The sequence below is a fragment of the Bacteroides sp. PHL 2737 genome (assembly GCF_004115325.2).
GTDB lineage: Bacteria > Bacteroidota > Bacteroidia > Bacteroidales > Bacteroidaceae > Bacteroides > Bacteroides hominis.
Window position 1 is genome coordinate 3,568,415 of record NZ_CP040630.1, and the last position, 25,437, is coordinate 3,593,851.

A 25,437-nucleotide genomic window follows, 5' to 3' on the forward strand; every position below is an offset into this window, starting at 1 on the left:
GTCATGAAAAATATTGTAATAATAGAAGATGTGTATGGGCACTTTCAAGCAATTAAAAGTATGTTATTAACTACCGGATTATATAGAGTATTTCCGGAGATAAATAATGTTAAAGAGTTTCGTGTGTTCCGGTCTATGATACAACTTTCAATGGATGATTCAAATAGTGAATATAAAAAACATAAAGAAGAATTTGAAAAAAAATTAGCTTCGTACGGAGATGGAAAGATTTCATTATACATAATTGATTTTGAATTAAAACAAAATACTAAAGGCAGGGGAAGTATAACAGGAGAAGTTTTTTTTAATAACTTTATCAAAGCAAAAAAACATACGACTCCTGTTATATTCACTACCATACATTATGAAACCTGTTCAAATAGAATAAGTACAATAAGGGACACCAACCCACAGCATACAATTACCGACTTACTGAAAGTGCCCCAAGCTACTTGGGAGATAATTGATGCCAAGACTATTATTGAAGAAGGCGAAGAATTTAAAACTAATTTGATTGCCAAAGTGAATAGGTATGCAGTTGATCCAGATTCAGAACATTTACCATGGCCGGAACAACCCTAAAATGAAATTATATATATGAATAAATTAAGTACATTGTCAGAAGAATATCAGGGAAAAGATGGACAAAGCAATTTGATTGCCCAATCCAAATTGCTATCCAATTCATACAAAGAGTTAAAAAAAAGTAGCGATGATAAAAGATTGGAAGATAGCATAGAACAATATGATAGTCTTATCGAAAAATTCTCAACCAAATATCACGAATTTTATCGTGAATATCTTAGCGAAAAAACTGAGGAAAAGAAAAATATTGCATATGCGTATGTAGAAAATACTCAAATCCATTTAACAAAACTCCAAAGCCAGTATAATCAACTGGTATATAGAAAACAACAATGTGATAACAACCATTCAATGTTGATTGCTCGTGTAGCGTTGGGAGTTACAATATTTTTCAGTATTTTATCTTTGATTTTCTCCTTTTTTGATATTAAACATGGAAAAGTAGATTCTGAAGATAAAATTGAGCAACTATCTGATTCAATAAATAAGCTTAATAGAGAAATAGACCAACAACATGAATTTATACTAAACCATTCCCATTCATTGCCGGAAAATACAGATTTTTCGGTTGAGGAAGTAGGTGAAATAGGACAAACTAATAAGCAATAGTTAAGAAACATAATTATGAGGGTGCATTAATATGGGCGCATGGTAATAACCCTGTGTATATGTAGTAAAACACTTATCTTTGATCACTAAACGCAGTGCGATGGAAAAGAATGCTTATATAGAGCTGGCTGAATGTCTTCTGCCTGAAGAAATGATTGAATACTTTGAGGTGGTCAAGGTAGATAAAACCACAGAAAGGCTTGACGTAACCTTGGAGGAACGGAATAATGGGGTTTTCGGTTACGAGTCAGGACAGCTTCGGTCTAACGGTTTCTATGAAGAGAGCATCGTTAGGGATTATCCGGTCAGAGGGCGTAAGATGTCGTTTCATGTAAAGCGTCGCCGGTGGATTGAGGTTGAGACGGGTAAAAGCGTCAGCAGACGCTGGGATTTAGTGGCCGAAGGTACCCGCTTCTCGAAAGAGTTTGCGGCTTTTTTAAAAGATATGCTTGGACAAATACCCGATTACGGGCCGCTCTCTTGAATGTTTTTTCGATATAGACGGAGACCTGTTTGAACGCCAGTATAAGCGTCATCTGAGCGGTTACTGGCAATGGAAAGACACGGCAGAGGGGCTTCATGCCGAACGATGGCGGGTATTTCCGCAAAACATTGGGCCGCATCTGAGTATCGACGAAACCTCTTTGAGTCGCGGAGAGCTATATACAATCGTGACTAATAAGGAGGCTCACGGTCGAGAGAACTCCATTGTAGCCATAGTACTCGGCACGGAAGCCGATACCGTCATACATGCCTTGCGTCAAATAAAAAGCGAGCTACGCAATAAAGTCACCGAGATAACGCTTGACTTGTCCGACAGCATGCATAAAATCTGCCGTATGGCTTTTCCGCGGGCATCGCGGGTAATCGACAGGTTTCATGTGCAGAGGCTTGCTTTGGATGCAGTCCAGGAAATACGCATAAAGCACCGCTGGGAGGCCATCAATGCCGAAACAGATAGCCAGAGAGGCTGCGAAACTTGAAGGGCGAAAATATACAGCGGAACGTATAGAGAATGGAGATACGCTCAAAGAACTGTTGGCAAGAGGGCGCTATGTCTTATTCAAATCACCTGAAAATTGGACTGACACCCAACGGACACGCGCCAGAATACTGTTCGATCTCTACCCTGATTTGAAACAGGCTTATTGGCTATCGCAAAACCTCAGGGTCATATTCAACAAACAATCAACCAAAGACAGCGCACGTCTGAATCTCGCCCGTTGGTACAATCGAGTCGCAGACTCCGGCTTCAAATCATTCAACACCATAGCCGCTACACTCTACCAACACTCTGACGAAATACTCAACTTCTTTAACAACCGCTCTACCAACGCCTCTGCCGAATCAATAAACTCAAAAATCAAGGCTTTCAGAGCCAAACTGCACGGCGTCAACGATACCAAGTTCTTCATATTCCGCCTCTGCAATATCTATGCTTAAACACAGGGTTATTACCATGCGCCTTAATATGTACTGCTCCTATGATAGTCAGTATATACCCGATTAATGACGATAATGTTCGGGGTGCATCTAATTATAACTAAAAATAGAACCATGAACAATCAAAAGACAATCATCCAGCTGGAATGCGTCAAACACAAGGGGAGGTCCGAAGCCTACAAGGTTATTCTGCAACTTCCGGTACAGGATATGCTTTCGGGTAATTTCGGGGCTAAACTGGTAGAGACTGAAAAAGAGTATCGTGACCGTATACGTACTGAAATGTACCTGAAGACAAGCGAGCTGAGATATAACACCTTGCTGCTTGAGGATATTATCAGCCCGCTTGATCGTAAATTAACCAAAGAATTGCTATTTTCCTTATTTGATTGTAACTTCACCGGAAGGGCACAGAAACTTCTTATCAATGGAAAGACAGGTTCTGGAAATTATATATTTGTGCTTTTTGTGGATGTTAAGTAATCCTGCAGCTTTCAAGTTATCGGGACTTACCAAGAACTAATGTTTTCACAAAATACTAGCGCTCCAAGGGGGAAATATGGATATTTTGTAAAGAAAATATTTGGGCGATTACAGGGGATGAAATACTTTGGCACTGTCCATCATTTTGTATAGTGCCAATACTTTCGACAATCTTTTATCATCAAAATAGGAGGAAAGTCAATAACGAAACTACTATCAACCATTCGCATGCTTGGAACTCCAAATTCATATAGATCTTTGTAGTATTCTTTATCAATATCAAACAGAGCATGCTTTTCTATCAGTTTTGGACCCTCACAATCAAAGATTTGTATTTACTATATTTTATTTCCAGGTCGCTTTTTAATTGATTAATAAGAAAAACAATATCATCCATTTTAATTGTTAAGAATCTTCCAAGCTAACAGGCAAATCACTATATTGATATAATTTTGCCAGCTTCCCCATAAAGAAATTTCTAACATATCATATTTGGGGGACCTAAATCTTCTGTTTATTCGCTTTACACAGTTAGATTCAAGAGTTTTAGCTTTCGGAATATTCATAATGTTTTTTCTATTAACTAATAATTACGAACGAAATCTATTCTGAAATTTAGGAATAGCCAAGTTCTTTTCAAAAAAATGTTGCATTGTATTTTGAGAGTTTTTATTTATATCTCGCTCAATAAAGGATGATAACTCCAAGAAATACTCCAGTTCCTTTGCATCATTCGATAATAAATGGTCTTGTTCACTCAGATATATTCGAGGAATATAATGGTTGACACCAATACCTGTTTCTTTCACTCTTCTCAACATATTCATTAAATGTAACCTTTTATCGTAGCCAAGTATCAAGTTCATGTTGACATAAGCAAATAGTCCTTTTAGAGTCACAATGTAATCAAGTATACTATCTTCGCCTTGTCTTATTTTATCTCTAGTATTACTTAATATTCTTTTTCTACCCTCGTTCGTCAGAATATCTGTTGTATAGGTAAACATCACAACTCCATCCTCTTTTAGGACTCTCAATTGCTCTACATTAAATATATGGCTCGTATAAACCCCAAAACTGTTGATATACCCATTTTCCCTAAATTTGCCAATTACATATCTAAACAAACTTAAATTATCGTCAGGACTGGAAACTGTCCCTGTGATCAAATTAACAAATTTTACCTCCGTAAGGGAAGTTTCCTGTTTTATTTTCTCCAATACATCTACGGTAGTTTTCTTATAGTCATTATTTTTGAAAAAAGAGAGTCTACTGCACCCTTTGCACCTATTTGCACAATTTTTATATGGATTGAACACCATATATTCCCTGATAGGCGAACCATCTTCTTTTTTGAAAGGATAGTAATAGTCAGATGCCATTCCTATAATAGCTATCAAACGAAAAGTTTTGAAAATATCAATCCGTTCATTATTATAGAAAAGATTTAAAAATCCAGTTTTATATTCTACAGAATAGGGCGTTTTGTAACAATTGTCCGGATTTACCTCATTATATGGATCGGAAAGAGTAAAAGTAAAAGAATTAGCCTGTACAATCAAAGTAGAATGTTTATATTCTCTTTTCAATTCTTTAGGTAAGATGTTACATTCCTTATAATTTTTTAGATTTACTCCATGCCGCTGAATTTCCACCAAAAATACCTCAAATATTGAGTAATTGTATTTTTGAGATAATGCTTCTATCTGTTGTTTCTTGTTTGCCCACATAATATTATATTGTAATAATATTTTTATAAAAAATTTTTCTCTTCCTTCTTTTTCTTTATCATTTTATCAATTACCATGTAGATCAGATCCCCCTTGCTGCTGCTACTGGTAAGAGACGTATGCAGACCACTGATCTTTACATTCTTAGATGCTAACTTCTTTTTTAGTTCTTCGACCTTATTGGCATATATACCCACCTCAGAACACCCCATTATAACGAACTCATCTCCGCCAAATCTAAAAATATAGTCATCCTTAAAAACATTGGACATAATTTCTGCAACCTGATATAAGATTCTATCAGCATATTTATATCCTTTCTCTGAATTTATCTGTGAAAAATCATCAATATCAAGAACTACTAAGGAGGTGGCTTTTTTACTTTCTGTACCTTTCAGGTATTTATTAACTAGATAGTTACGGTTATATAATCCAGTCAAAAGATCTCTATACTCTCTGTTTCGTTCCTGTCTTATAGAGATCCGACACAATACGATTTTAAGTAACAAGAAAACAAGGATTAGCGCAAGAAGAGAAACCGTTTTGTTACAAAATATAAAAAAAATGCATAATATTAGATCTATAAATAAGGATACTCCATATTTAAATTGGTATTTTGATACATATTCTGTTGTTAACATAGTAATTTCAATGGCTTTAAGTGTGAACATTAAATTTAGAAACAGTTACTTACTTCCATCAACCTTTTTTATTTTCATTATGTACAAACTTCTATCGTTACTTATTTTGCAGGTTATACAAATGCGTTGGAAATTTATTGAAAAGAAATTGATTAACCAAGGAAAAACAGGAATATAAGTTCAAAATATCTATTTCGCTGAATAATTGTACATATTTGAATACTATTCTGACTGAATTGAGTCAAAACAAAAAATCCACTTATTACCAGAGCTTATTTCCTGTGAATTTCCATACTCACAGCAAACTAGCCTCAATCTCTGTAGCTAAATCACTCTTGATATGGATGTAGTAACTAAATTCATCGAATTAACGGGTAAAATTATAGTCGTTCTATCCATTTTCTAAATACGTTCTAGTTATGTTTAAACTCAACTATAAGCACCAAGAAAAACTCTGAATCATATTGATCTATTTATTGGGAAGAAGGATAAATGAATACAAAAATATTAATAATGGTTTTTGATTTAGAATGTTTAACATATCTATTTTAGCGTGTTTGTAAGTAGAATGAACATTGTATATAAAGAAATTTATATTATGCTATAGACTTAATTTTAATTATCAAATACTGCTAAAATGGCTTTTTATTGATTTTAAGGTATAACGAGCGTTGTACTAAATTAACGGATAAAATGTCATTAATTTACTTTTGACAGCTAACTTTGCATTTATAATTATTCACTTTTAAATATCAATATTATGAGAAAGTTAGCTTTGTTTTTATTCGTGGCACTTGTGTGCATGTCCTGTAATGATGGATATTTTAATGATGGAATTGGCCATAACGACCAAAGTGAAAACGAGATCTCTACCAGAGCCGGAAAAACTGAAGTGACGACCTTTAGTAAACTGACGAGTGTGGAAAAAAATGATTTGGCGAATGCCGTCAGAATGGATGATAACCTGTATTATAAAGGGTATGCGGTACTATCTGATGGTTATGCGGGGATTGTGTATTATAAAACCGAAACAACAGTAATCTTGTTGCAGTCTATTTTTAATAGTTTCTCTGATACTCGTTCCCTTCGATTTAATGATGCAAATGCGCAGGCTTTATTCCAGTTTATGGGATTCCGTTATACGAATCTTCCAACCAATCCGCCAGCAGCACCAACGGAGTTGAGAAGTACATTCTCGGGCATAACCTTTATTCTTCCGTTAAGTATATCCCAGCAAATAATGGATACTTATAATTGTACTTTCTCCGTAATACAAAATGCGATGAGCCAGGTGGCTGCCGCACAAGGAGGTAACGGGATACGGGTTAGTCTTGGAGCAAACCAGCAAAGTTACACCTCGGAGTTAAAAATACAAGTCATGGGAGACAAAAGGGTATTCACTAAAAATACAGGTTCACCCCGAACCTTTAATATAATAGCGGCTGGCCTTCATTAATTAAATTCTTGTAGCCGTTTATTATTAAGTCCCCAAAGGAAACTTTTGAAGTTTCCTTTGGGGACTTTTTTCTATAAATCTGCTGTATAATAGTGGACAACATGTTCCCGGACCGATTGCCATATCAGTCCGGGAACTTACTCAATCGAGAAAATCCGTTAATAATGGGTTTTTGTACCAATTAGAAATTACGCCATTAGCTTGGATTTTAAAAGTTACATAATCTCCGTAACCGTCTCTCGGTGGTAGTAACCTATTCGGGACATAATTGATCTCAATGGCAGCTATTATATTCCGGCTTTCGTCCAATAAAAAATAAGAACCTTCGTCACAAACCTTAATGTAGAACTTGCCGACCTTCCCTAAAGGCCATTCAAGTATCTTTCCGGTGTCGATCTCAATGGTGGCTTTCCACCAGTCGTATCCGCTTTCATCAGTTGGGACCTCGTATCGGAGCGGAAAATCTTTGGGCATATCTTCTTCACCATAACGGATAGGAAGTTCAACCTTTACATATTTAATTTCTATCTCTTGATTGTTGTTTCTTGTAATTTTCATAACTTGATATTTAAAAACGAACGATTATTAATCTATTGGGTAACTGTTGTTTGGGACTGTCATTGGGACGTTGGTGTACCCAAAGATGGGCCGCTCCATAGCCAAAAGCAAAGTTTTTATCAATGCTGGGATCTGTTTCTCTCAGTTCAGTTATTGCCTTGCGCAAGTTTGTCTCACCACAAGATAAAAGACATACATTCAATAGTTTGAAAAATGCCTCTGTTACATCTTCGTTCCACCGGCAAAGGATAGACTCTATTATTACTTCCATAATCTGATTATTTGTTTTTGTTTCTACTTTTTCTATATTTAACTATATCCGATATGGCCAAAGTTGCACCGATTGCACTCAGGCATGTCGGCAGAAAACGGAGGAAGATATTACTACTATGTACCCAAGTTGATGGGTAAGTCAGTGAGAAAACAACAGAACCCCAAATAATACCATGATGCAGGATGAGTTTGATTTTTTTAGTTTCATGTTCATTTTAAACTTTAGTAAGTTGATAAATAATGGTTTACTTTCTGAAAGCGAAAGGTATTCGTTACAAATACTGATCAGCTTTCGTTTCGGATTAGTGCTAAAATATTTGATTGTGACTCTTTAAAGATTTTCTCTTGTAATTTTACCGCTTCTTTCTGCTCTTTGTATAAAGTAAGGATATTGTCCTGGGTAGTCCTGTCTAACAGAGGTATGGATAGTGAAGCTATTGCGTCTTTGTTTAAGATAAAATAGTTTGTTTTCCATTGAATGAGTGTTTGGCTTATTTCGGGTTGGTTAAGAAACCAGGACAAATACTCCGGGGTTATTCTTTTATCAAAAATTCTCACTACAAAAAAAAGCACTTGAAGCTACGGCCTTCTTTCCGGAACAATTATAGATTGCGCAATAAAATTTTGCCCCCTTAGCCGTAATTAGCAGGTCTTTTTTCTGTAAAAGGTGGGATACTGCATTTTTATTTAGATCAGTCATATCTTTCTTCGCAAACGTTTTTGTTTCAGTATTATAATCCCGCATTTGGTGGAAATGTACTTTCCCGTTACTGATAATTTTGCAGTTAATCCCGCTTGCTATCCGTGCTATCTCTCCAATTGTTATAGTCTTCATATCTGTTATTGATTTTATTTGATTATTTATTTATAAATAAGCTTCCCGTTATGCTTGCAATAAGGCTTCATCGCTATGTATATCATGGTAAGCTCTTTAGCGCTCAAATTATAAAGCGATAGTTTGTATGAATATGTTGTTACCGTAGTTATTCTATAGTCGGAGCGATATAATTCATAGAGGCGGTGACAAATTTGTTTCGGAGCTGAAAGAAAGAACTCAACTGTTCCACCTTTCAAACATTTCACATAAGTTTTGGAGGTAATCTTTAATATTTCCGGATTGTTACTAAAAGAATATACCCCCGCATCTCCCTCGTCATTATAGGAAAGCATCCATTCAATTCGTGATAATAGTTCTTTCTTGTTTATTTCTTCTTTAGGTGGTAGCCACCATCTTGTTACGGTATTCTAAAATTTCATCCATTGTTAACCACTCCGGCTTCTTATCCGGTCCGAAACTGTTGTGCAGTTCTATCATTAGGTTGATTTGCTCTTGCTCATCACCGGCCCACAGGTGTTTTTTACACCTGTTGCCGTTGCCTAAATAATAATCACAATCGCTCTGTAACCGGCTTAAAAGACGATATCTGAACCCCGGTTCTCTGTTTATCATTGCTATATTGTTTTTTGTCATTTTATTCATTGAAAAATATGTTCGTTTATACAATTTGTTATAGTAGGCTGACTGTTACATCAGCCTTTGGGAGGGTTTATCTAATCAGAGAATCCACAATGCAGAATTTCACATTATTATTTTCCTTCTTAATACTTTCTCCGATTAGCCATGCGAAGCGTTCCCGGAGGAAATCTTCAGATTTATCTTGGTGGCAAGTCCAATTCTTTTCTTTCTCATGTTCTGCGGCCTGTTCTTCAAGGATAGGAAGAAATTTCAACGTTGCACTGTCCATTTGCAGATAATCCTTTGTGCCTTTGTGTTTGAAAGAAACAAGACAATAATTTTCGGGATATAGCCTTATTGTTTCGGTTGATTTTTCATAGAAGCATACAGCCAAATATTTATCTTCAACCTTAAAATAGCAATAGTTGTCATGGCAGTACATTTCTATCGTGTCGGCTATGATAATATCCTCGGATAATTCCTTTTGGATTTCTTTCTCTATACGTCTGAATACATCCGGCAATGATGGAGCAACCACTTCAATCTCTATTCTCTTCCTTTGTTCTCCATCTTCTTTTGGATTGTACCGTGATACGATCGATGCATGATATTTATCATTTGTTATCGGCTGTATCCCGATGTAGAACCCTAATTGGCTGTTAATACAGTTATTGGTATTGTAACTATTGCTGCTACCTTGTCTTTGTAAATAAATTGTTTTCATAATGTTTCTTTTTAATGGGTTATGATCTATATTCCGTACTTGTTACAAAAATTATCAAAATAGGCATCTTCCTGTGCCTGTATGTAAGCTGCGGTCTGTACACATTCCTGTTCTGACTTGTATTTTTTAGATTGGGAGCTGTACGCTTTCCGACTGGCTGTATCATACAGTATGTATTCACCTTTTGAAATAACCTTGCCTGTTTCCTGGCAAACACTCTTGAATTTTGAAATCATGAATTTGTTCATCTTCTTTTTTTTAAGTTATTGTACTTGACTCTTTAGCGGAATACCGCTTGTCGCTCTTCCCCGAACCATTAAAATTTCCCTTAACTGACTGGGAAGAACATCGGCAATAAGAAGGTCTGTAGCGGATACAGGTCAAGAATTATTTTTAAATACTAGCACCCGAAGGGAGGTCTGGAGATTTTAAAATAATTATTGAACAGTAACCGATACAGATATACCTTCGACGATGTTTTACCAGGCAGTAAAGAATTTTTTCCAATCAATTAAATAAATCTGGTTGATGAATAATGGGTGGAAATGTATAGCAAACGACTGCAAAAAGTATCAAATGATTCAGGTGAAACATATTTGTGCTTTCTTGTCGGCTATCTTTGAAAAGCAATATAAATAAAGAGATGGCAGTTATGGAAAATGATATAAAAATACAGTCCGGAAAAGACTTTTTGCGGTGTTATCCATCGTCGTTTATTCTCTTGATAAACGATAATATCGACCAGGCAAAGAAGCAATTACTCAATATGGGATTAGTACCTGCCGGTAAAGAGGGGGTGGAATGGATGACGGAAGAAAACATGAAGCTCCCGCATGTGGTGATTCATAATAATTATATCTATAAACGGGAAGTCCTGCTGGACCATCTCCAACTCAAAAAATGGGAGCTTGAACCCGGCAAGCTTTTACCTATAGCGCATTATTCCGATCTTCTGGAAAAATATAAGGAGGAAGTTCACAGAGACGAACAAAAGAAGAAATATTTTGGTGATTTATGTGATTTTGAACGTACTCCACAAAAATGCTGGCATGCTGTTCTAAAAGACGGAGAAAACCTGGCATTGATTCCTGACTATGTAAAGACACCGGAGATGTGTCGCTTAGCCATACAGACGGAGAGGAAATGGCAAAACGGACTTTCAACCCTGATAAAGGAGATTCCTTTTGCAGAGGTTTGTCTTGAAGAACTTAAAAAAATGCCATTGGATAAACCGATCGAAATATTGGATAAAGCCGGATATATTCGTCCGGAAGTGATGAATGATGAAATCGTAGACTATCTGGTATCAAAAGTAGTGGGGCAAAGTCTGAATGTTATACCGGTACATCTTCAGACAAAGGAACGTATAGAAAAGGCGGTAGAAGTTTCCGGTTCCTTTTCTTTATTAAGAAATGTAAGAAAGGATATGCTGACACCGGAACTTTATCTTAAAGCGGCAAAGCATAGCTGGAAATCTTTTTGTTATATCCCTCCGAAGAACTGTACTCCGGAGATTTGCCTGGAAGTTGCCATACGCTTCAAAGATGCGTTTGAGCCTGCCAGAGTACCGATGGCTGTACGTAGCGGAAGTAATATTTACTCACTCTTCAGAACACTGGAAAATGCAACAAAATCCAGTGATTATACAGTTGAGCAAATGAAAGATCTGTATAATGGCAAACCGCTGATCGTAAAAAATGTACATACAGACTATCAGGTACACGATAACTGTGTGATTACTTTCGACAAAAAACATAAGCAATTGTTATGTCGTCCTGTGCAGAAACAAACAAAGGAACAAGTAGAGAAACCTATGAGGAAATTACAGAAAACAAACATGACTCCCCAAAAAAGAAAGATATAATTATGCTGGAATAAAGCTTATTCTTCCTGTATCGTTTTTACCAGGAAAACTCCAATGACTGATCTTGCTCCCAAATCCATAAGTTTTCTTTTGATCTGAATAAAGCCGGTACCGGAATTCAGTACGTCGTCGATGAGTATGACCTGCTTGTCACAGAATAGTGATGGATTGAATTTTAGATTGAAAATTTTGTCAACATTGCGGGCTCCTTTCAGTTCTTGCCGGTCGGATTCAATCTGGATGGCGTTGTAGCCATTTTTGATGCCCGTCCTTTCGGACAGCAGATGACAGAAGTAAGAGAACCGTTGCATGTGCTTTTCACGGGTGGATGCAGGGATCGGGATTAAAATAGAGTTATCCTTCTTGCCGGTGATGGCGTAAATGCGGCTCATAGCCAATGAAAAGAGTTTGGCGGTGAGGGGAACTACGTGGCCTTCTTTCATGCGAAAAAGCAAATTGGTCGTTTTCTTTAGATCCGTACTTGCTTTGAGGTTACGTGAAACAGGTACATAATCATAAAGATAGAAACAAAGGCTGTCGTCCAACTTCAGAAAACCCTTGAAATAGTTCTCCATAGGAAAGAACACTCGATGAAAGTCACTGCGAAAGGCGAAATCTAAAATATCATTCCACATCCTTACTTTATCCTTGTCCTCAAATGTATGCAGATAACCGGCATAGGTGGTATTTTCATGTAAGCCCTGGCCAATGATCAACTCACTGTTAAATGGATAACTGTAAGTAATTAACCAACCGTTATCATCAGTATAGTGCTGTTGAAGATCACTCTCCTTAGAACATAGGAAATAAAATTGTCCGCGTTCATCGAACTGTACGACTGCATCGCCGTTAATTTGCATTTTATCAGAGAAATCTTTTATCAAGTTCAATTGGTCAGTCGAAATTGAGCACTGGAAAACGAATTTATTCATATTTGATAAATCTAAGGTTGCTATTTTGGGGGGCAAAGATATGATAAATTCTGCATACGGGAAATGTGTGTTCAGGTTTTCATGTTTCTGGGTTTTTGTTCTTTCCGGTGGAAAAGATAGTATTTACGTCCTGATTTGAATGTGAAAAGGGTGCGTATACTGCTTTTTAAAAGAATGTGATGATATGTTGTGTCGTTGTTAATAGCCTCTGTCAATGGACTCTTTCTCTGCGACAAAATTTCTAAATGGATCTATTGGGGTGATATTATTATCCTCGGACATTATTATTAGTCTTTTTTACTAAAAATGGAAAAGTCGTTTTTGGGGTGATATGTATATGCTATTCTATCTTTTGAAATGAAGTAATTTAATATATGCATACATTTCTCTGCTCCGAAAATATATTGTAATTTTGCATATATAAAGTAGTTAGACAGCATGAATATACCTAGTATTTTTAAGAATAAGACAAATAGAATTACACAGCAAGATTCTACTGACATTAATGTCCAGCAACAGACAATGATGCCCACGATTATAGATGAGAAAGAGCCGCAATTTCTTCCCGTTAAGGAAATAGGGGATAAACTTAAATCAGATAGTAATTTACGTAATATAGCTTTGACCGGGCCTTATGGCTCTGGAAAAAGTTCAGTGCTATTTACTTTACAGAAACATTATCCGAATCCTCATTATTTGCAGATATCTTTGGCAACATTGGAGTCATATGATATTCCTGATGGGGATAAGAAGCAGAAAGAAGAAGTCGAGAAGCTAAACCGCTTGATCGAGTACAGCATACTTCAACAACTGATATATCGTGAGAAGTATGAGAACCTACCAAACTCCCGATTCAGAAGAATTTTTCACTTTGAAAAAGGGAAGTTATGCAAATGGACTTTGGGCATTGTCGGATTCTTTATTGCTTACCTTATTGCGTTTGAACCTACGTGGTTACGGGTAGATGCGATGTATAAGGTTTTTGATTGGGGTGTGACTATCAATACAATATTTGATATAATTAGTGTCTTATATATGCTTGCCTGTTTGTTTATCTGCGTACGGAAGGCGCTTCTGACCTATTGCGGCTATAAACTTAGCAAACTCAATCTGAAAGATGGAGAAGTTGAGTTACAAAAAGAAACATCCATATTCAACAAACATCTGGACGAAATCATTTATTTTTTTCAGGTCACGAATTACGATGTATTAATTATTGAGGATCTCGATCGTTTTAATACGTCAGACATATATCTTAAACTTAGAGAGTTGAATCAACTGATTAATGACTCCAAAGAAATCGGACGACATATCACTTTTATTTATGCAGTTAAAGATGATGTATTCAAGGATTCACAAAGAGCTAAATTTTTTGATTATATATCTACTGTTATTCCTGTGATAAATCCCTCAAATTCAAAAGATAAGCTCAAAGAGGAACTCCGCATACGAGGATATGAAGATATACCGGATGATGATTTGGAAGAGATTGCTTTTTTTATTAACGATATGCGTCTGTTACGCAATATTGCTAATGAATACCAGCAATATCGTAAACGACTTTGTGTTGCCGGAAAAATATCGTTGAATCCGACAAAACTTTTAGCAATGATTGTTTATAAGAACTATTTCCCAAGAGACTTTGCGTTGTTACATAATCGTGAAGAAAAAGTATATCAATGTATTTCATCAAAAAGTAAATTTGTAGCATATGCCCAACGGACACTTGATAATCAGAAAAAAGCCTTGGAAGAAAAAATTAAGCTACATACTGAAAATGCCCATCTTTCTAAAAGAGACTTAAGAAGTATAATAGCATATCAGATTATAAAGGAAATGTATCGATATCCTAAATCAATAATGATAAACGATAACCAGGCTGATATTCAGGTGATTATAGATAATGAGACAATCTTTGAAAATATATTATCGTTGAAAGAAATTGAGTATGTATATGAAGATTATAATCACCTAAATGGTAGACGCGTTTTAAATATACCGGAATCTATCTGTAAGTCTTACTGGGAACGGAAAAAGGCTATTGAAGATTTTCCTAAAGAAATTATAAAAGAACGGAAAGATATAATATATAAGGAAAGACGTATCAAATCGTTAAAGTTATCACAGTTACTTTCTGCATTTGATTTTACTCAGTGTGAAGATTTTACTCGAATCCAATTAGAGCCGTTGATGAATGTCTTTATACGTCGGGGGTATATTGATGAGGAATACTATGATTATATCTCTTATTTCTATCCGGATATGGTGTCACAGAATGACAGGGATTTGCTGCTGGCCATGAAACAGACGATAAAAGGAGATTATCAAGCCCATATTGATAAAGTCGAAAACTTTGCCAAGAAGGTTCCATTGTATGTATTCAATCATGATTGCGTTCTGAATAATGATTTGGCTGATTTTCTAATATCTTCTTGTCAGAAACCTGCTTTCCAGGAGAAATACGAGTTGTTTGTGAAACGGATTGAACGAGCAGATGTTCCTTTAGATTTTATGATTCAGTACTATCAGAACAGTAAATATGCCAGAAGTCTATTCAAGTGTTTTATAGAATGGAGCATAAAAGATAGTTGGACGACAATCATCGAATACGGTGATACTGTAGGACGTACAGTCCTTATAGAAGGTTGGCTTAGATTCTGTGATGCCGCTAATTTACTTGATGAACAAAAAGAATGGCTAAATGACAATTATTCTTTCTTGACGGATCATATAGAGGTAATCGGACTGGAGCAGATAAAACGACTCTCAAAGGAACAAAGATATGTTATCCTAAATACGGATTCCCGTGAGCTATTGGATTTTATAATTGCCAATAATTTCTATTTACCGAATAAGGAGAATCTGTGCATTATAACAAACTATTTGAATAAAAGTGATGATGTCAATGCCGGTAATCTTAATTTGTCACGCATAAAAGGAACGGGAAACAATGCTTTCATCTTGTATATAGAGAATAACATTGATTACTGCCTGGAGCAGTTCTCCGACACAGTTAATGATGAAGAGGAGGACTCTCTCTCGTTCATTTTGAATAATGAAAATATAGATGAAGAGGATAAGATCAATTATCTGACAAATCAACGTAATCGAATAGAAAATATAGAGGACATAACAGAAAGTTTTAGAGATATGGCTGTTAAGCTTTTCCTGGTAAAGCCAACCTGGGAGAATGTTGCGTCATATTTCTGTTCCTCTGGAAAATCTGTTCCAGAGAATCTGATATCATACATTGAACATTATGGAGATGATTTAGGATATTTAGAATGTGTTGATTCGATAGAGGTCAAATATCTGTTGTTTAATTTACTCTTGGTTTCAAATAAATTGAATATAGATACATTCAAGAAGTTATTTAATTCGTTTGATAATACAATTGACGATGGTGATTCTCTCTCTAATCTTGAATCTGAACGAGTTGATTTTCTAATTGATAAAAATAGAATTGAATATACGTATGAAAATACACTTGCATTATTTTCACATAAGGCACCAATAATGGCAAAATACCTGATTAGCCATAAGAATGATTTTTTACAGGAAGTAGAAACTTTCAAATATACGGCAAATCTTGCGATATGCCTTTTGAAATCGAGTGCTTTTGCGATTCATGAGAAGTCTCAAATTGTATCAGCGTTGAATCTTGATACAATAAAGGATAATAGCGATTTGGCAACAGAGATTTGTTCTCTTCTGACAAAGGTACGGATAGATTTGAATGAGAATATTCTTAAAACGATTTTGCGGATATCTCATAACATCAACGACCGGGTTGCTGTCGTTACTTACGTCATAGAGAACTGTAGTGATGATATGGACCTTATTGAAAGTTTATTATGTCAATTACCTTCTCCTTATGCGGATATTGCGAAACATGATCAAAAACATCCTATTCTTGAAAATACCAGTTACAACTCGAAACTGCTTGAGGTACTTAAAAATGTTAGCTATATTTCAACCGTAAGTGAAACTGATAAAGGGTTAAAAGTTAACAAGAGAATGTTATGATAATTGTGTTTTTTAGGAAAAAATGGGAGAAGAATATTTAGGTTTCATTTTTCTGATTTTATCACTGATTGCTGGGAAAGGTAATATTTACTTGCCAATTTGAATGTGATGTTTGTACATATTTTGCTTTTTAAAGCAATGATATGGAGGACTTGATTGATATATTGTATCGTAGGTATTTTGTTGAAAAGTAACTGACTGTTACTGATCTTTGATAACTTATTAGATATTTTTCTCGACAAGTCGGGTAGGGGAATCTGTTTGTCTTTCAGAAACAGCCATAAAGAACCGTCCGACATTGTTCGTAGTTGGCGACATGTCAGTTGCCTGATTGAAGCATAATTCAAACCCGTATAGCAATAGAAGATTTAAAACTTATCCGTTGAAATACAGATAATTAAAGAAAGGAAAGAGTACAACGGGTAACGACATAGAAACGAGCGAAATTCTTTCGCCTGCTTTGGCTTACATCATTATCAAATAACTCTGTGACAAAGATAAACATTAATTTTTTAGCTTATACAATTTTCACATATTTATCTTGTCAGACTCTCAAATTTCATAATACCTAATCCAATAATCCAAGTTTTCTTGCATATTCAATGGCTTCAATTATGTTGTCAGCATTCATTTTTTGCATTATATTTTGACGGTGTTTATTTACCGTATGAATACTTACAGACAACCGATTTGAAATTTCCTTGCTAAGCATACCTGATTTTATTAAAAGTAATATTTCTTTTTCTCTTGGGGTAAATTCAATCAGTTCTTTTTCCTCAAATTTATTTAAAGGCAGGGTTTCGCCAGTGATAAAATTCACTACTTGAATCTTGATGTTATCTAACGGTACTGTATTAGGGGATAGATCAGCAATACCCATTATAAGCCAAGGATTACCATTTTCATCTAACTCTAATACTTGATGTTGGCTGACGATACGAACATATTTATTGTATGAATTTAGAACTCTAAACTCATAAACAAGCTTATATTCTAAAATCTTATTTGCTTGAGTTGTTTGCAAATACTCAAATAATCTCTCCTGTGTATTGCTTAATGCAATTAAATCTTCTGGATGTATGCGGGATTCGAAGTAGATTTCTTCATTATTCTGAAATTCTAATGCACCTGGGTTATATCCAAAAAAACGAATATAACTATCTGACAAATAAAGGTACTTTACATGTTGTTCTACAACAAACACATAACTATTATTTACTTTAGCAAGCAGCTCAATATGCCTTTTATGAGCTTCCCATATCTTTTGTTTTTTTTCTGCATTCATGGTTGCATATTTTAATATAGCTAAAATTAGTAATTGCCTGACTTAACAGATGATACTAACTTTGTACAAAAATAAACAGAATATTTTTTAATCCTCAAAAATAAGAAAATGAAAAAGATTGGGAAAACAATAGCAAGTGTTTTTAAAAATACACTTTTAAGTGGTCGCTCTGTAGTAACCATAATAACACAAAGTTCAGGAAATCTACCTCCTTTACTTGATAAAGCAGGTGAAAATATTATTAATTCTATCTCTGAAAAAGGAAAAGTGGATATTAATGGAGTTTCGCAGGGCTTTTTCATTCGTGGTGAAAATTTAGAAAATCCAATAATATTGTATTTACATGGAGGTGTTCCTGAATTACCTTTTATTCTTCCACGTGAGAGTGAGGAAAGATTAGAAAAGTATTTTACTATATGTTATTGGGAACAGCGATATGTAGGGATGTCATACAACAAATCAATCAATTTGGATAATTTAACTATCGAACAGATGGTTGATGATGTTTGTAAAATGACAAAATACCTTCAACTACGTTTTGGAAAAAACAAAATATATTTGGTGGCTCACTCATGGGGAACTTACCTCGGAATTAAGACTATAGAAAAGTATCCGGATGAATATACTGCATACATAGCCATAAGTCAAATAACAAATCAATTAGAGTCGGAACGTTTGGCTTATGACTATTTACTTCAACATGCATCTGCTATTGGAGATACTAAATCTGAAAAAGAACTGAGAAAGTTTGACCGTAATACGGAGGACTTCCCAAACTATGATTATCTGGTTTCTATAAGGTCTGAGCTTTTAGAAAAATACGGGGTTGGGACATTGCGAGGAAAATCTTCAATGTCAAAGTTAGTAAGTGATGTTTTCAAGTTTAAAGGATATACTATTTTAGAAAAAATCAATTTTGGATGCGGTTCTAAATTTCACACAAAACATCTCTTTCCTTATCTGTTCGCTGATAATCTTTTTAAATCATCATTATCATTTAACCTGCCTGTCTATTTTCTACATGGCAAGTATGACCAAACGGTATCACATGCGTTAGCCCAAGAGTATTTCGAAATTGTCAATGCTCCACACAAAGAATTTATTTCATTTGAGAACTCGGCACACTCTCCCAATATAGATGAAATAGTAAAATTTTCACTCACAATGCTAAAAATATTAGAACAGACCAAATAATGAAATGCTTTTCATTCATAGGTACGCTATAATAAAAACATATCATATTTACCTTTAAAATTTTATGCTTACGGATAATTTGCTCAAACAGAGATTTTTCCGATTATTATTGGAATGCTCGCAGCGTAAAGTTTCTGTATCAGAATTGGCAGAAGCTATGGAAGAATTAGCTAATCATTTAGCTAATTTTAGTATGAACGAACAGAATTATAGCGTGTTACTACGCTATTTCTCCTTTGGACTTAACAGGCTCAAATCGCATCGTGTGCAATTTGGGCAGGGGGAAAAATGCCTTGTTATTGCTTATTGACGAAGCAATAGAACTTGTAAATACAGAAATTCGCATACTTAATATGCGAATCAAATATCCGGTTCAGTTCCAAAACCGGAAGACTAAATTTCCACTCTCACCGCTTTATCTCACAGACGAAACCTACCTTATTGAAATTATGGAGATGGTGAGCGGACTGTTCTTATCTAAACGAGTAGTTACCCACAACGGAACAGAATCACCACTTACAGAAATCGGTCGAGCGTTTGAGTACCTCTTTAATATCAAACTGGGTGACATTCACAAGAAGCATGAGAGTGTTATTAAGCGTAAGCCATCCAAAGTAACCGGGTTTTTAGATATACTTCGCAAAGCCATTGCCGAAGAAAGTAAGAATAAAGGATATATGTAAATCAACAACTTACCAACTATTTATAGGGGAGTACCAGTGGTATTCCCCTAACTTATTTGCACCCATTTGCCGACCTTTGCTTCATCAATCGATTGAAAACAATAATGTTGAACTAAAAAATGAAGCAAAATGTATATAGACAATGAAAACTTCGACAAGTGGATGGAACGACTATCAAAGAAACTCTCCGAAATCGGGCAAGACCTGAAATCACTAATCAATACTGACAAGGTATTAGACCCCAACGACAAGATATTGGATAATCAGGATTTAGCTTTCCTGCTGAAAGTATCTTTCCGAACCCTTCAACGGTATCGGGCAAGTGGCAAACTTCCTTATTTTACGATAAGCCATAAGACCTATTATCGCGCTGCTGACATTCATGCATTTGTACAGGAAAATGCCGATTGTAAGACCTACGAGCGATTCAAAAAGGAGAACCAACTCGATAAGCAAACCGAAGCAAAACAAGGTGGCTAATATCACCGCCTGAAGAAAAGCCACCGCTCCCCATTTAGCAGAAATTGCCTCGCCCTGTGGCTCTGCTCACTTCGCTAAATGAAGCAAGAGGGAACTGGACAAGTCCTGTTCTTCCCTCTTGCCCTGCGGGGTAAAGCCTTCGGCTTTAAGAGGTTACATTCGTAACCGTTTATAACAGTGATTATTAACCAAAAACGTATATCACTCATAATCAACTGAATGAATCTTACTTTCTTTATAAAAAAGTTATAATCATGGATAAGACTAATAATATATCCACACTTACCACCATCGGGATAGACCGACAGACGGGTAAGTTGATAGATAAACTCTGCAAACGCTATTCGCTGAAAAAAGGGGAAATAGTCAGGCTGGCATTTGTCTATATTGATAAAGCGTGTATCAACCCGTCCGAAGCACCGGAATCCGTAAAATCGGAACTGGCGAAGTTAAACAAACGGCAGGACGATATAATCCGCTTCATCCGACACTACGAGGAAGAACAACTCAATCCGATGATGCGAACCGCCAATTCTATTGCAGTTCGTTTTGATACCATTGGCAAAACATTAGAAACGCTTATCCTCTCACAACTGGAATCCAGTAGGGAGAAGCAAACAGCAGTCTTACAAAAAGTTAGTGAGCAGTTCGGGAAACACGCTGATGTAATCAATCAGCAGGGGAAACAACTCACCGCCTTGTATCAGATACACCAACGGGACTATAAGAAGTTACTTCAACTTATACAACTTTATTCGGAACTGTCCGCTTGCGGTGTAATGGATAGTAAACGGAAAGAGAGCCTAAAAGCAGAAATTACCAATCTGATAAACACATAGAGCCATGCACATAGATTTTGCCTCACCATCAAAAGGAACATACAACAATGCAGGGAGTAGTCGACAATTAGCAAATTATTGTGAGCATGAAGATTTAGAACGTATGGAAAAGGGTATCTATACCGATGGCTTTTTCAACCTATCGGATGATAATATCTACAAATCAAAGGTGATTAAGGATATAGATACCAATATCGGGCAATTGCTGAAAACAGATGCTAAGTTTTTCGCTATCCATGTCAGCCCATCGGAAAGTGAGCTTCAAGCAATGGGAAACACTGAGCAGGAGAAAGCGGAAGCCATGAAGCGGTATATTCGGGAAGTGTTTATTCCTGAGTATGCCAAGAACTTCAACAAAGGATTATCCGAAGCGGATATAAAGTTTTATGGTAAAATCCATTTCGACCGCAACCGTTCCGACAACGAGCTAAATATGCACTGCCATTTGATTATCAGCCGTAAAGACCAATCCAACAAAAAGAAGCTATCACCGCTTACCAACCACAAGAACACCAAGAAGGGGACGGTAATGGGTGGTTTTGACCGTGTAAACCTATTCCAACAGGCAGAACAGGGCTTTGATAAGTTATTCGGCTACAACCGCCAACAATCCGAATCATTTGATTACCGCAATACGATGAAGAACGCTTCTATATCTGAACAACTTGAATTGCAAGAACAAAACTTTACTGGCGAAAATAAAAAAGAAACATTCCAATCCGGTGAAAAAGAAAACATGATTTCTTGCAATCTTGATAGCAAAGCAGATAACAAACATTCTCATAATCAAGAAAATAATAGTAGCAGTGATTCTCTGCTGTCTATCTTTTCATTGGGAGATGGCAACAATTACGATGCTACACAGGCAGAAGATTTACAGGCACAGAAACGTAAAAAGAAAAAGAAGAAAGGGATAAGACGATGATTGAATACGAGGAACTAAGAGCCGATATAGATTGCTACCTGATGGAGCGTTTCAAATATCGGAAATCGCTTGTACGGCTAACAGTGGATAACATCACCACCACCCGTAGGAATACTCGAGTAGATTTGTATTTGCGTATCAGGCGAATTGAAAGCCAATTTCCGCCTGATTGCCTGATTATTGCCCGATTAGGTTTCAGTAAAGAGCGGATAGGACACGGAACACACTTTCTTTGGTTTTTGACCGGAGTAGCCCGGAAATATAGTTTCAATTATATCGGCATTGAGTGTGCCAACATCAAAAGCAGTACATTTGCCAAGAAGTTAGGCTTTTACTCCATCGATGGCGAGAGTTATGCAATATCCGTAGCCAATCTAATATCTTATTTTTCAATGTAATAATCTTAATTAATCCTTTATTTCTCTGAACACAAAGGTATATTCCAAGAATAAAACGGCAACACCGAGCCCTACGGGTTTTTAGAAATTTCTTCCTTTTTCGTCCCGAAAAAGAGTAAATTTCTAAAAAGTGTTGACTTATTTATTCTTTCCATATAATGAATGTGTATCAGAGAAAAAAAGGAAAAAATATATTTTATGATTGAGTGTTTGCATCAGATACACCCATTCCCATTCGTTATACTCCATCTTTTGAAACCAACTAAAAAATCATTTCCTTTTGCTTGAAAAAACATTGAAATTTATATCTTTACTCCAAAAAAGAAAAATATATGAATAGTTTATTTGATTCATTTGAAAGAACATGTCTCGAATTTGCAAAACACAATTATAATACTTACGAGTATTATAATAACAGCGCACGAGCTGATATGTCAAAAGTGAGAGATACTTTAGAGAGATGGTTCTATAATTATCCTGAAGAAGAAAAAAAAGAGCTAAAGAGTCGATTTAAAAAAGATTTTGATTCTTCATTTTATGAATTATTCTTATATGAACTATTTTGTAAATTAGGATATAATATTACCATTCATCCCGATTTAGCTTCTTCGCCCAAGAAACCAGATTTTCTAATATCTAAAAATAATTTAGAATTCTATGTTGAAGCAAAGGTTGTTAAGAGCAAAACTATGGAACAGGAAGCTTTTGAGCGAAAAAGAAATGAGCTATATGATAATCTAAATAAGTTAAACACAAAAGATTTCCTTTTAAATATTGAACACCTTTGTTTTCTCACTCAGAAACAACCAAGTACAAAAAGGATGATAAAATATATAGAGGAAGAATTAAAGAGAATAGACCCTGACATATTAAGTGAAGAATTAGAAAAAAATGGCATTGAAAATTTCCCGAAGATAGAATATAAGAATAGGGATGTTCATATTATAGTAAGCCCTATCCCTGTAAGTCTTTCGGCAAGAGAGGAAAAGGTGCTTCCGATAGGTATATATCCAGCAGAAGCGTTTTGGGGAGGAGGCGAAGAATCTCTCAAGAATTCTATTGAGAAAAAGGCTAAAAGGTACGGAAAGTTGGATAAACCATTTATTATATGCTTAAATTCGTTAGACATTAGAACATCGGGAAAAATAGACGTTGATAATGCTATTTGGGGGACATTAGCATTATCATGGTCGACAAATCCGGAAAGCAAAGACGAAAAATGGATACGACAATTAGATGGAGTGTTTTGTGATGAGAAAGGTGCTCGACTTAAAAATCTTACTGGCGTTTTGGTATCCAAAGTATATCCACATAATGTTCCTGTTGCTAATTATTGGCTCTATGAACATCCCCTTTCCGAGAATAAAATGGATTTCAATAAAATAGGATTGAAATTCAACTATGTAAATAAAGGGAAAATAATCGACAATACAGGCGATGATATAGGTAATATACTTGAAATTTCTAAAGATTGGCTAATCTAAATGATTATCGGAAAAGCATTTTACTTTCCCGATAATCATTTAGAAATTGTTCTCATTGATTTCCCTTTCAGGAAACCTTCTGTTTCGTCTACCCTGTTTGTAGATTTTACTATCATTTTCAGATAATTCATATTTACCCTCAATCCGTTCCGCAAGGTTGGTCATATCCTCATTGATTTTGGTACGGGTAACTTCCGCATAAATTTGAGTAGTCTTTATCGAGAGGTGTCCCATCATTTGGCTAAGGCTCTCAATAGGAACACCTTGTGTCAAGCAGACCGTTGTAGCGAAAGTAAATCTTGACATGTGGAATGTCAGCCGTTTATCTATATCGGCAGCTTTGGCAATACGTTTCAGTTGCCAATTCATATTCACATGGGTTTGAAATTTAAAAACTTTCCCACCTATTCCAGCAAAATCCGTACTTCTGTATCGTTCAAGAATACGTTTAGGAATATCCAGCAGTGGGATATACGAAGTTGTTCCGGTCTTTTGCCTGTCGAGAATTATCCATTGGCTACCGTCTTCCATTTCCTGAATATTGGAATGTTTCAGATTTCGTAAATCAATGATTGCAATTCCTGTGAAGGTCGAAAAAATAAACATATCACGGGTAAAACGCCATGTGGCAAGTTTGAGCTTGGCTTCCATCATTCGTTGTATCTCATCATTAGAGAGCCACGGACGTTTAGGAATTACCCGTTCAGGGACAAAATCAAAGAATGGGTTCTGATGTAATACTCCTTTATTACAAGCCCTTACAACAACTTGACGAAATGGATTCATATTAGTTTTAACTGTTCGGGGTGTCATTTTCAAATCAATTTTCAGATAATGGAAATAGCTCTCTACAAATGGAGTATCAATCTTTCCAAAAGGCAAATCGGAAAGATTATGTCTTTCTTGAAGAAACTCTTTCATGTGGCGGTAGGCATTGATATATACAGGAAATGTACTTTCGGTTATCCGTATTCCGATACTTTTCCGTTTTTCATCCAACAGTTCGGCAAACTCCTGCATCAAGGTATTACGGTTTATACCGATACCACGTAACGCATTTTTGAGAGCTTCGGCAGTAACGTAACCATTGTTATTCACCATATTGTTATAATGGGAAGATATTTCTTTGTGAAGCTTTTCTATTTGCTTATTGATAGATATTAATTCCTTAGATTGTCCCTTTGCTGCCCCTGTTTGATTATCCCAATTGTCGGGCATTATTTCCAATCCGGTGCTGAATGTGGTGTTCTTTCCATCCACAGTGATACGCCCGACTATCGGGCAAGCTCCTGATTTCTTGGTTTTACTGGTGTTCGGGTAGAATAATATAGCGAAAGTGCTTCTATTTGTTTTCATTGTTATATGGAAT

At 35.8% G+C, this 25,437-nt stretch carries 26 protein-coding genes and 1 pseudogene; 16 read left to right on the forward strand and 11 right to left on the reverse strand.

Features of this window, described 5'->3' with window-relative positions; all coding sequences use genetic code 11:
- The first annotated feature begins 3 nt into the window (after nucleotides 1-3).
- From DBK98_RS14585 to DBK98_RS14605, 5 genes and pseudogenes are all read left to right on the forward strand, one after another.
- The gene (locus DBK98_RS14585; RefSeq protein ID WP_005805849.1) at nucleotides 4-582 is read left to right on the forward strand and encodes a hypothetical protein; all 579 of its coding nucleotides are present in this window, start codon (nucleotides 4-6) and stop codon (nucleotides 580-582) included.
- A gap of 15 nt (nucleotides 583-597) precedes the next feature.
- Nucleotides 598-1,194 carry a hypothetical protein gene (locus tag DBK98_RS14590; RefSeq protein ID WP_005805851.1) on the forward strand — a complete coding sequence of 199 codons (597 nt, stop codon included), beginning with the start codon at nucleotides 598-600 and terminating at the stop codon, nucleotides 1,192-1,194.
- 100 nt (nucleotides 1,195-1,294) lie between these two features.
- Nucleotides 1,295-1,678 carry a hypothetical protein gene (locus DBK98_RS14595; protein WP_005805853.1) on the forward strand — a complete coding sequence of 128 codons (384 nt, stop codon included), beginning with the start codon at nucleotides 1,295-1,297 and terminating at the stop codon, nucleotides 1,676-1,678.
- Nucleotides 1,644-2,637: pseudogene (locus tag DBK98_RS14600) on the forward strand (transposase). The gene DBK98_RS14595 and the pseudogene DBK98_RS14600 overlap by 35 nt, the downstream one beginning before the upstream one ends.
- 114 nt (nucleotides 2,638-2,751) lie before the next feature.
- On the forward strand, nucleotides 2,752-3,120 hold the full coding sequence (locus tag DBK98_RS14605) for a hypothetical protein (RefSeq protein ID WP_005805856.1): 369 nt from the start codon (nucleotides 2,752-2,754) through the stop codon (nucleotides 3,118-3,120).
- Nucleotides 3,121-3,710: 590 nt separating this feature from the next.
- Here DBK98_RS14605 and DBK98_RS14610 read toward each other — a convergent pair.
- Nucleotides 3,711-4,850, reverse strand: a complete 1,140-nt coding sequence (locus DBK98_RS14610; RefSeq protein WP_032536676.1) for a radical SAM protein — start codon at nucleotides 4,848-4,850, stop codon at nucleotides 3,711-3,713.
- Nucleotides 4,851-4,873: 23 nt separating this feature from the next.
- Nucleotides 4,874-5,491, reverse strand: a complete 618-nt coding sequence (locus DBK98_RS14615; protein ID WP_157173556.1) for a GGDEF domain-containing protein — start codon at nucleotides 5,489-5,491, stop codon at nucleotides 4,874-4,876.
- Between the two features lie 760 nt (nucleotides 5,492-6,251).
- On the opposite strand from DBK98_RS14615, the gene DBK98_RS14620 reads away from it, so the two are divergent.
- A complete protein-coding gene (locus DBK98_RS14620; RefSeq protein ID WP_005805864.1) occupies nucleotides 6,252-6,947 on the forward strand; it encodes a hypothetical protein in 696 nt (231 codons plus the stop codon).
- A 141-nt stretch (nucleotides 6,948-7,088) separates the two neighbouring features.
- Here DBK98_RS14620 and DBK98_RS14625 read toward each other — a convergent pair whose 3' ends face one another.
- The 6 genes from DBK98_RS14625 to DBK98_RS14650 form a co-directional block, all read right to left on the reverse strand.
- Nucleotides 7,089-7,505: a hypothetical protein gene (locus tag DBK98_RS14625; protein ID WP_005805866.1), complete on the reverse strand. Its 417-nt coding sequence runs from the start codon at nucleotides 7,503-7,505 to the stop codon at nucleotides 7,089-7,091.
- A gap of 10 nt (nucleotides 7,506-7,515) precedes the next feature.
- Nucleotides 7,516-7,776: a hypothetical protein gene (locus DBK98_RS14630; RefSeq protein WP_005805868.1), complete on the reverse strand. Its 261-nt coding sequence runs from the start codon at nucleotides 7,774-7,776 to the stop codon at nucleotides 7,516-7,518.
- 546 nt (nucleotides 7,777-8,322) lie between these two features.
- Nucleotides 8,323-8,613 carry a hypothetical protein gene (locus DBK98_RS14635; protein ID WP_005805872.1) on the reverse strand — a complete coding sequence of 97 codons (291 nt, stop codon included), beginning with the start codon at nucleotides 8,611-8,613 and terminating at the stop codon, nucleotides 8,323-8,325.
- Nucleotides 8,614-8,991: 378 nt separating this feature from the next.
- Nucleotides 8,992-9,258 (reverse strand): LPD11 domain-containing protein, encoded by a 267-nt coding sequence (locus DBK98_RS14640; protein WP_005805876.1) that lies wholly within the window; start codon nucleotides 9,256-9,258, stop codon nucleotides 8,992-8,994.
- A 67-nt stretch (nucleotides 9,259-9,325) separates the two neighbouring features.
- Complete coding sequence (locus tag DBK98_RS14645) at nucleotides 9,326-9,958, reverse strand: hypothetical protein (RefSeq protein WP_005805879.1); 633 nt, start codon at nucleotides 9,956-9,958, stop codon at nucleotides 9,326-9,328.
- Between the two features lie 26 nt (nucleotides 9,959-9,984).
- Entirely contained in the window at nucleotides 9,985-10,206 is a 222-nt protein-coding gene (locus tag DBK98_RS14650) for a hypothetical protein (RefSeq protein ID WP_005805881.1), read from the reverse strand.
- A gap of 404 nt (nucleotides 10,207-10,610) precedes the next feature.
- On the opposite strand from DBK98_RS14650, the gene DBK98_RS14655 reads away from it, so the two are divergent.
- On the forward strand, nucleotides 10,611-11,822 hold the full coding sequence (locus DBK98_RS14655) for a hypothetical protein (protein ID WP_005805884.1): 1,212 nt from the start codon (nucleotides 10,611-10,613) through the stop codon (nucleotides 11,820-11,822).
- A 17-nt stretch (nucleotides 11,823-11,839) separates the two neighbouring features.
- Here DBK98_RS14655 and DBK98_RS14660 read toward each other — a convergent pair whose 3' ends face one another.
- Complete coding sequence (locus DBK98_RS14660) at nucleotides 11,840-12,754, reverse strand: hypothetical protein (RefSeq protein ID WP_050503217.1); 915 nt, start codon at nucleotides 12,752-12,754, stop codon at nucleotides 11,840-11,842.
- 438 nt (nucleotides 12,755-13,192) lie between these two features.
- On the opposite strand from DBK98_RS14660, the gene DBK98_RS14665 reads away from it, so the two are divergent.
- Nucleotides 13,193-16,780, forward strand: a complete 3,588-nt coding sequence (locus DBK98_RS14665; protein ID WP_005805888.1) for a P-loop NTPase fold protein — start codon at nucleotides 13,193-13,195, stop codon at nucleotides 16,778-16,780.
- A gap of 568 nt (nucleotides 16,781-17,348) precedes the next feature.
- On the opposite strand, the gene DBK98_RS14670 is transcribed toward DBK98_RS14665, so the two are convergent.
- A complete protein-coding gene (locus tag DBK98_RS14670; RefSeq protein WP_005805893.1) occupies nucleotides 17,349-18,065 on the reverse strand; it encodes a LuxR C-terminal-related transcriptional regulator in 717 nt (238 codons plus the stop codon).
- 108 nt (nucleotides 18,066-18,173) lie between these two features.
- On the opposite strand from DBK98_RS14670, the gene DBK98_RS14675 reads away from it, so the two are divergent.
- The 8 genes from DBK98_RS14675 to DBK98_RS14705 all read left to right on the forward strand — a co-directional run bounded on the left by DBK98_RS14675 (nucleotide 18,174) and on the right by DBK98_RS14705 (nucleotide 24,068).
- Nucleotides 18,174-19,259, forward strand: a complete 1,086-nt coding sequence (locus DBK98_RS14675) for an alpha/beta fold hydrolase (protein ID WP_005805895.1) — start codon at nucleotides 18,174-18,176, stop codon at nucleotides 19,257-19,259.
- Between the two features lie 64 nt (nucleotides 19,260-19,323).
- The gene (locus DBK98_RS23315; protein ID WP_005805897.1) at nucleotides 19,324-19,569 is read left to right on the forward strand and encodes a hypothetical protein; all 246 of its coding nucleotides are present in this window, start codon (nucleotides 19,324-19,326) and stop codon (nucleotides 19,567-19,569) included.
- Nucleotides 19,532-19,942 carry an RteC domain-containing protein gene (locus DBK98_RS14680; RefSeq protein WP_232307379.1) on the forward strand — a complete coding sequence of 137 codons (411 nt, stop codon included), beginning with the start codon at nucleotides 19,532-19,534 and terminating at the stop codon, nucleotides 19,940-19,942. Before DBK98_RS23315 ends, DBK98_RS14680 begins: the two co-directional genes overlap by 38 nt.
- A 129-nt stretch (nucleotides 19,943-20,071) precedes the next feature.
- Complete coding sequence (locus DBK98_RS14685) at nucleotides 20,072-20,422, forward strand: helix-turn-helix domain-containing protein (protein WP_005805902.1); 351 nt, start codon at nucleotides 20,072-20,074, stop codon at nucleotides 20,420-20,422.
- Nucleotides 20,423-20,676: 254 nt separating this feature from the next.
- A complete protein-coding gene (locus tag DBK98_RS14690) occupies nucleotides 20,677-21,261 on the forward strand; it encodes a BfmA/BtgA family mobilization protein (protein ID WP_005805904.1) in 585 nt (194 codons plus the stop codon).
- Between the two features lie 4 nt (nucleotides 21,262-21,265).
- Entirely contained in the window at nucleotides 21,266-22,186 is a 921-nt protein-coding gene (locus DBK98_RS14695; RefSeq protein ID WP_005805905.1) for a DUF5712 family protein, read from the forward strand.
- A complete protein-coding gene (locus DBK98_RS14700) occupies nucleotides 22,183-22,584 on the forward strand; it encodes a hypothetical protein (protein ID WP_032535364.1) in 402 nt (133 codons plus the stop codon). The genes DBK98_RS14695 and DBK98_RS14700 overlap by 4 nt, the downstream gene beginning before the upstream one ends.
- Before the next feature lie 332 nt (nucleotides 22,585-22,916).
- On the forward strand, nucleotides 22,917-24,068 hold the full coding sequence (locus DBK98_RS14705) for a hypothetical protein (protein ID WP_005805910.1): 1,152 nt from the start codon (nucleotides 22,917-22,919) through the stop codon (nucleotides 24,066-24,068).
- A 39-nt stretch (nucleotides 24,069-24,107) separates the two neighbouring features.
- On the opposite strand, the gene DBK98_RS14710 is transcribed toward DBK98_RS14705, so the two are convergent.
- Nucleotides 24,108-25,424 carry a site-specific integrase gene (locus DBK98_RS14710; protein WP_005805912.1) on the reverse strand — a complete coding sequence of 439 codons (1,317 nt, stop codon included), beginning with the start codon at nucleotides 25,422-25,424 and terminating at the stop codon, nucleotides 24,108-24,110.
- Nucleotides 25,425-25,437: the final 13 nt, after the last annotated feature.

What these genes read in the sequence shown, in the direction of transcription:
- DBK98_RS14585 (WP_005805849.1), top strand. Translation starts at nt 4, where the DNA reads ATGAAAAATATTGTAATAATAGAAGATGTGTATGGGCACTTTCAAGCA.
- DBK98_RS14590 (WP_005805851.1), top strand. Translation starts at nt 598, where the DNA reads ATGAATAAATTAAGTACATTGTCAGAAGAATATCAGGGAAAAGATGGA.
- DBK98_RS14595 (WP_005805853.1), top strand. Translation starts at nt 1,295, where the DNA reads ATGGAAAAGAATGCTTATATAGAGCTGGCTGAATGTCTTCTGCCTGAA.
- DBK98_RS14605 (WP_005805856.1), top strand. Translation starts at nt 2,752, where the DNA reads ATGAACAATCAAAAGACAATCATCCAGCTGGAATGCGTCAAACACAAG.
- DBK98_RS14610 (WP_032536676.1), bottom strand. Translation starts at nt 4,850, where the DNA reads ATGTGGGCAAACAAGAAACAACAGATAGAAGCATTATCTCAAAAATAC.
- DBK98_RS14615 (WP_157173556.1), bottom strand. Translation starts at nt 5,491, where the DNA reads ATGTTAACAACAGAATATGTATCAAAATACCAATTTAAATATGGAGTA.
- DBK98_RS14620 (WP_005805864.1), top strand. Translation starts at nt 6,252, where the DNA reads ATGAGAAAGTTAGCTTTGTTTTTATTCGTGGCACTTGTGTGCATGTCC.
- DBK98_RS14625 (WP_005805866.1), bottom strand. Translation starts at nt 7,505, where the DNA reads ATGAAAATTACAAGAAACAACAATCAAGAGATAGAAATTAAATATGTA.
- DBK98_RS14630 (WP_005805868.1), bottom strand. Translation starts at nt 7,776, where the DNA reads ATGGAAGTAATAATAGAGTCTATCCTTTGCCGGTGGAACGAAGATGTA.
- DBK98_RS14635 (WP_005805872.1), bottom strand. Translation starts at nt 8,613, where the DNA reads ATGAAGACTATAACAATTGGAGAGATAGCACGGATAGCAAGCGGGATT.
- DBK98_RS14640 (WP_005805876.1), bottom strand. Translation starts at nt 9,258, where the DNA reads ATGAATAAAATGACAAAAAACAATATAGCAATGATAAACAGAGAACCG.
- DBK98_RS14645 (WP_005805879.1), bottom strand. Translation starts at nt 9,958, where the DNA reads ATGAAAACAATTTATTTACAAAGACAAGGTAGCAGCAATAGTTACAAT.
- DBK98_RS14650 (WP_005805881.1), bottom strand. Translation starts at nt 10,206, where the DNA reads ATGAACAAATTCATGATTTCAAAATTCAAGAGTGTTTGCCAGGAAACA.
- DBK98_RS14655 (WP_005805884.1), top strand. Translation starts at nt 10,611, where the DNA reads ATGGAAAATGATATAAAAATACAGTCCGGAAAAGACTTTTTGCGGTGT.
- DBK98_RS14660 (WP_050503217.1), bottom strand. Translation starts at nt 12,754, where the DNA reads ATGAATAAATTCGTTTTCCAGTGCTCAATTTCGACTGACCAATTGAAC.
- DBK98_RS14665 (WP_005805888.1), top strand. Translation starts at nt 13,193, where the DNA reads ATGAATATACCTAGTATTTTTAAGAATAAGACAAATAGAATTACACAG.
- DBK98_RS14670 (WP_005805893.1), bottom strand. Translation starts at nt 18,065, where the DNA reads ATGAATGCAGAAAAAAAACAAAAGATATGGGAAGCTCATAAAAGGCAT.
- DBK98_RS14675 (WP_005805895.1), top strand. Translation starts at nt 18,174, where the DNA reads ATGAAAAAGATTGGGAAAACAATAGCAAGTGTTTTTAAAAATACACTT.
- DBK98_RS23315 (WP_005805897.1), top strand. Translation starts at nt 19,324, where the DNA reads ATGCTTACGGATAATTTGCTCAAACAGAGATTTTTCCGATTATTATTG.
- DBK98_RS14685 (WP_005805902.1), top strand. Translation starts at nt 20,072, where the DNA reads ATGTATATAGACAATGAAAACTTCGACAAGTGGATGGAACGACTATCA.
- DBK98_RS14690 (WP_005805904.1), top strand. Translation starts at nt 20,677, where the DNA reads ATGGATAAGACTAATAATATATCCACACTTACCACCATCGGGATAGAC.
- DBK98_RS14695 (WP_005805905.1), top strand. Translation starts at nt 21,266, where the DNA reads ATGCACATAGATTTTGCCTCACCATCAAAAGGAACATACAACAATGCA.
- DBK98_RS14700 (WP_032535364.1), top strand. Translation starts at nt 22,183, where the DNA reads ATGATTGAATACGAGGAACTAAGAGCCGATATAGATTGCTACCTGATG.
- DBK98_RS14705 (WP_005805910.1), top strand. Translation starts at nt 22,917, where the DNA reads ATGAATAGTTTATTTGATTCATTTGAAAGAACATGTCTCGAATTTGCA.
- DBK98_RS14710 (WP_005805912.1), bottom strand. Translation starts at nt 25,424, where the DNA reads ATGAAAACAAATAGAAGCACTTTCGCTATATTATTCTACCCGAACACC.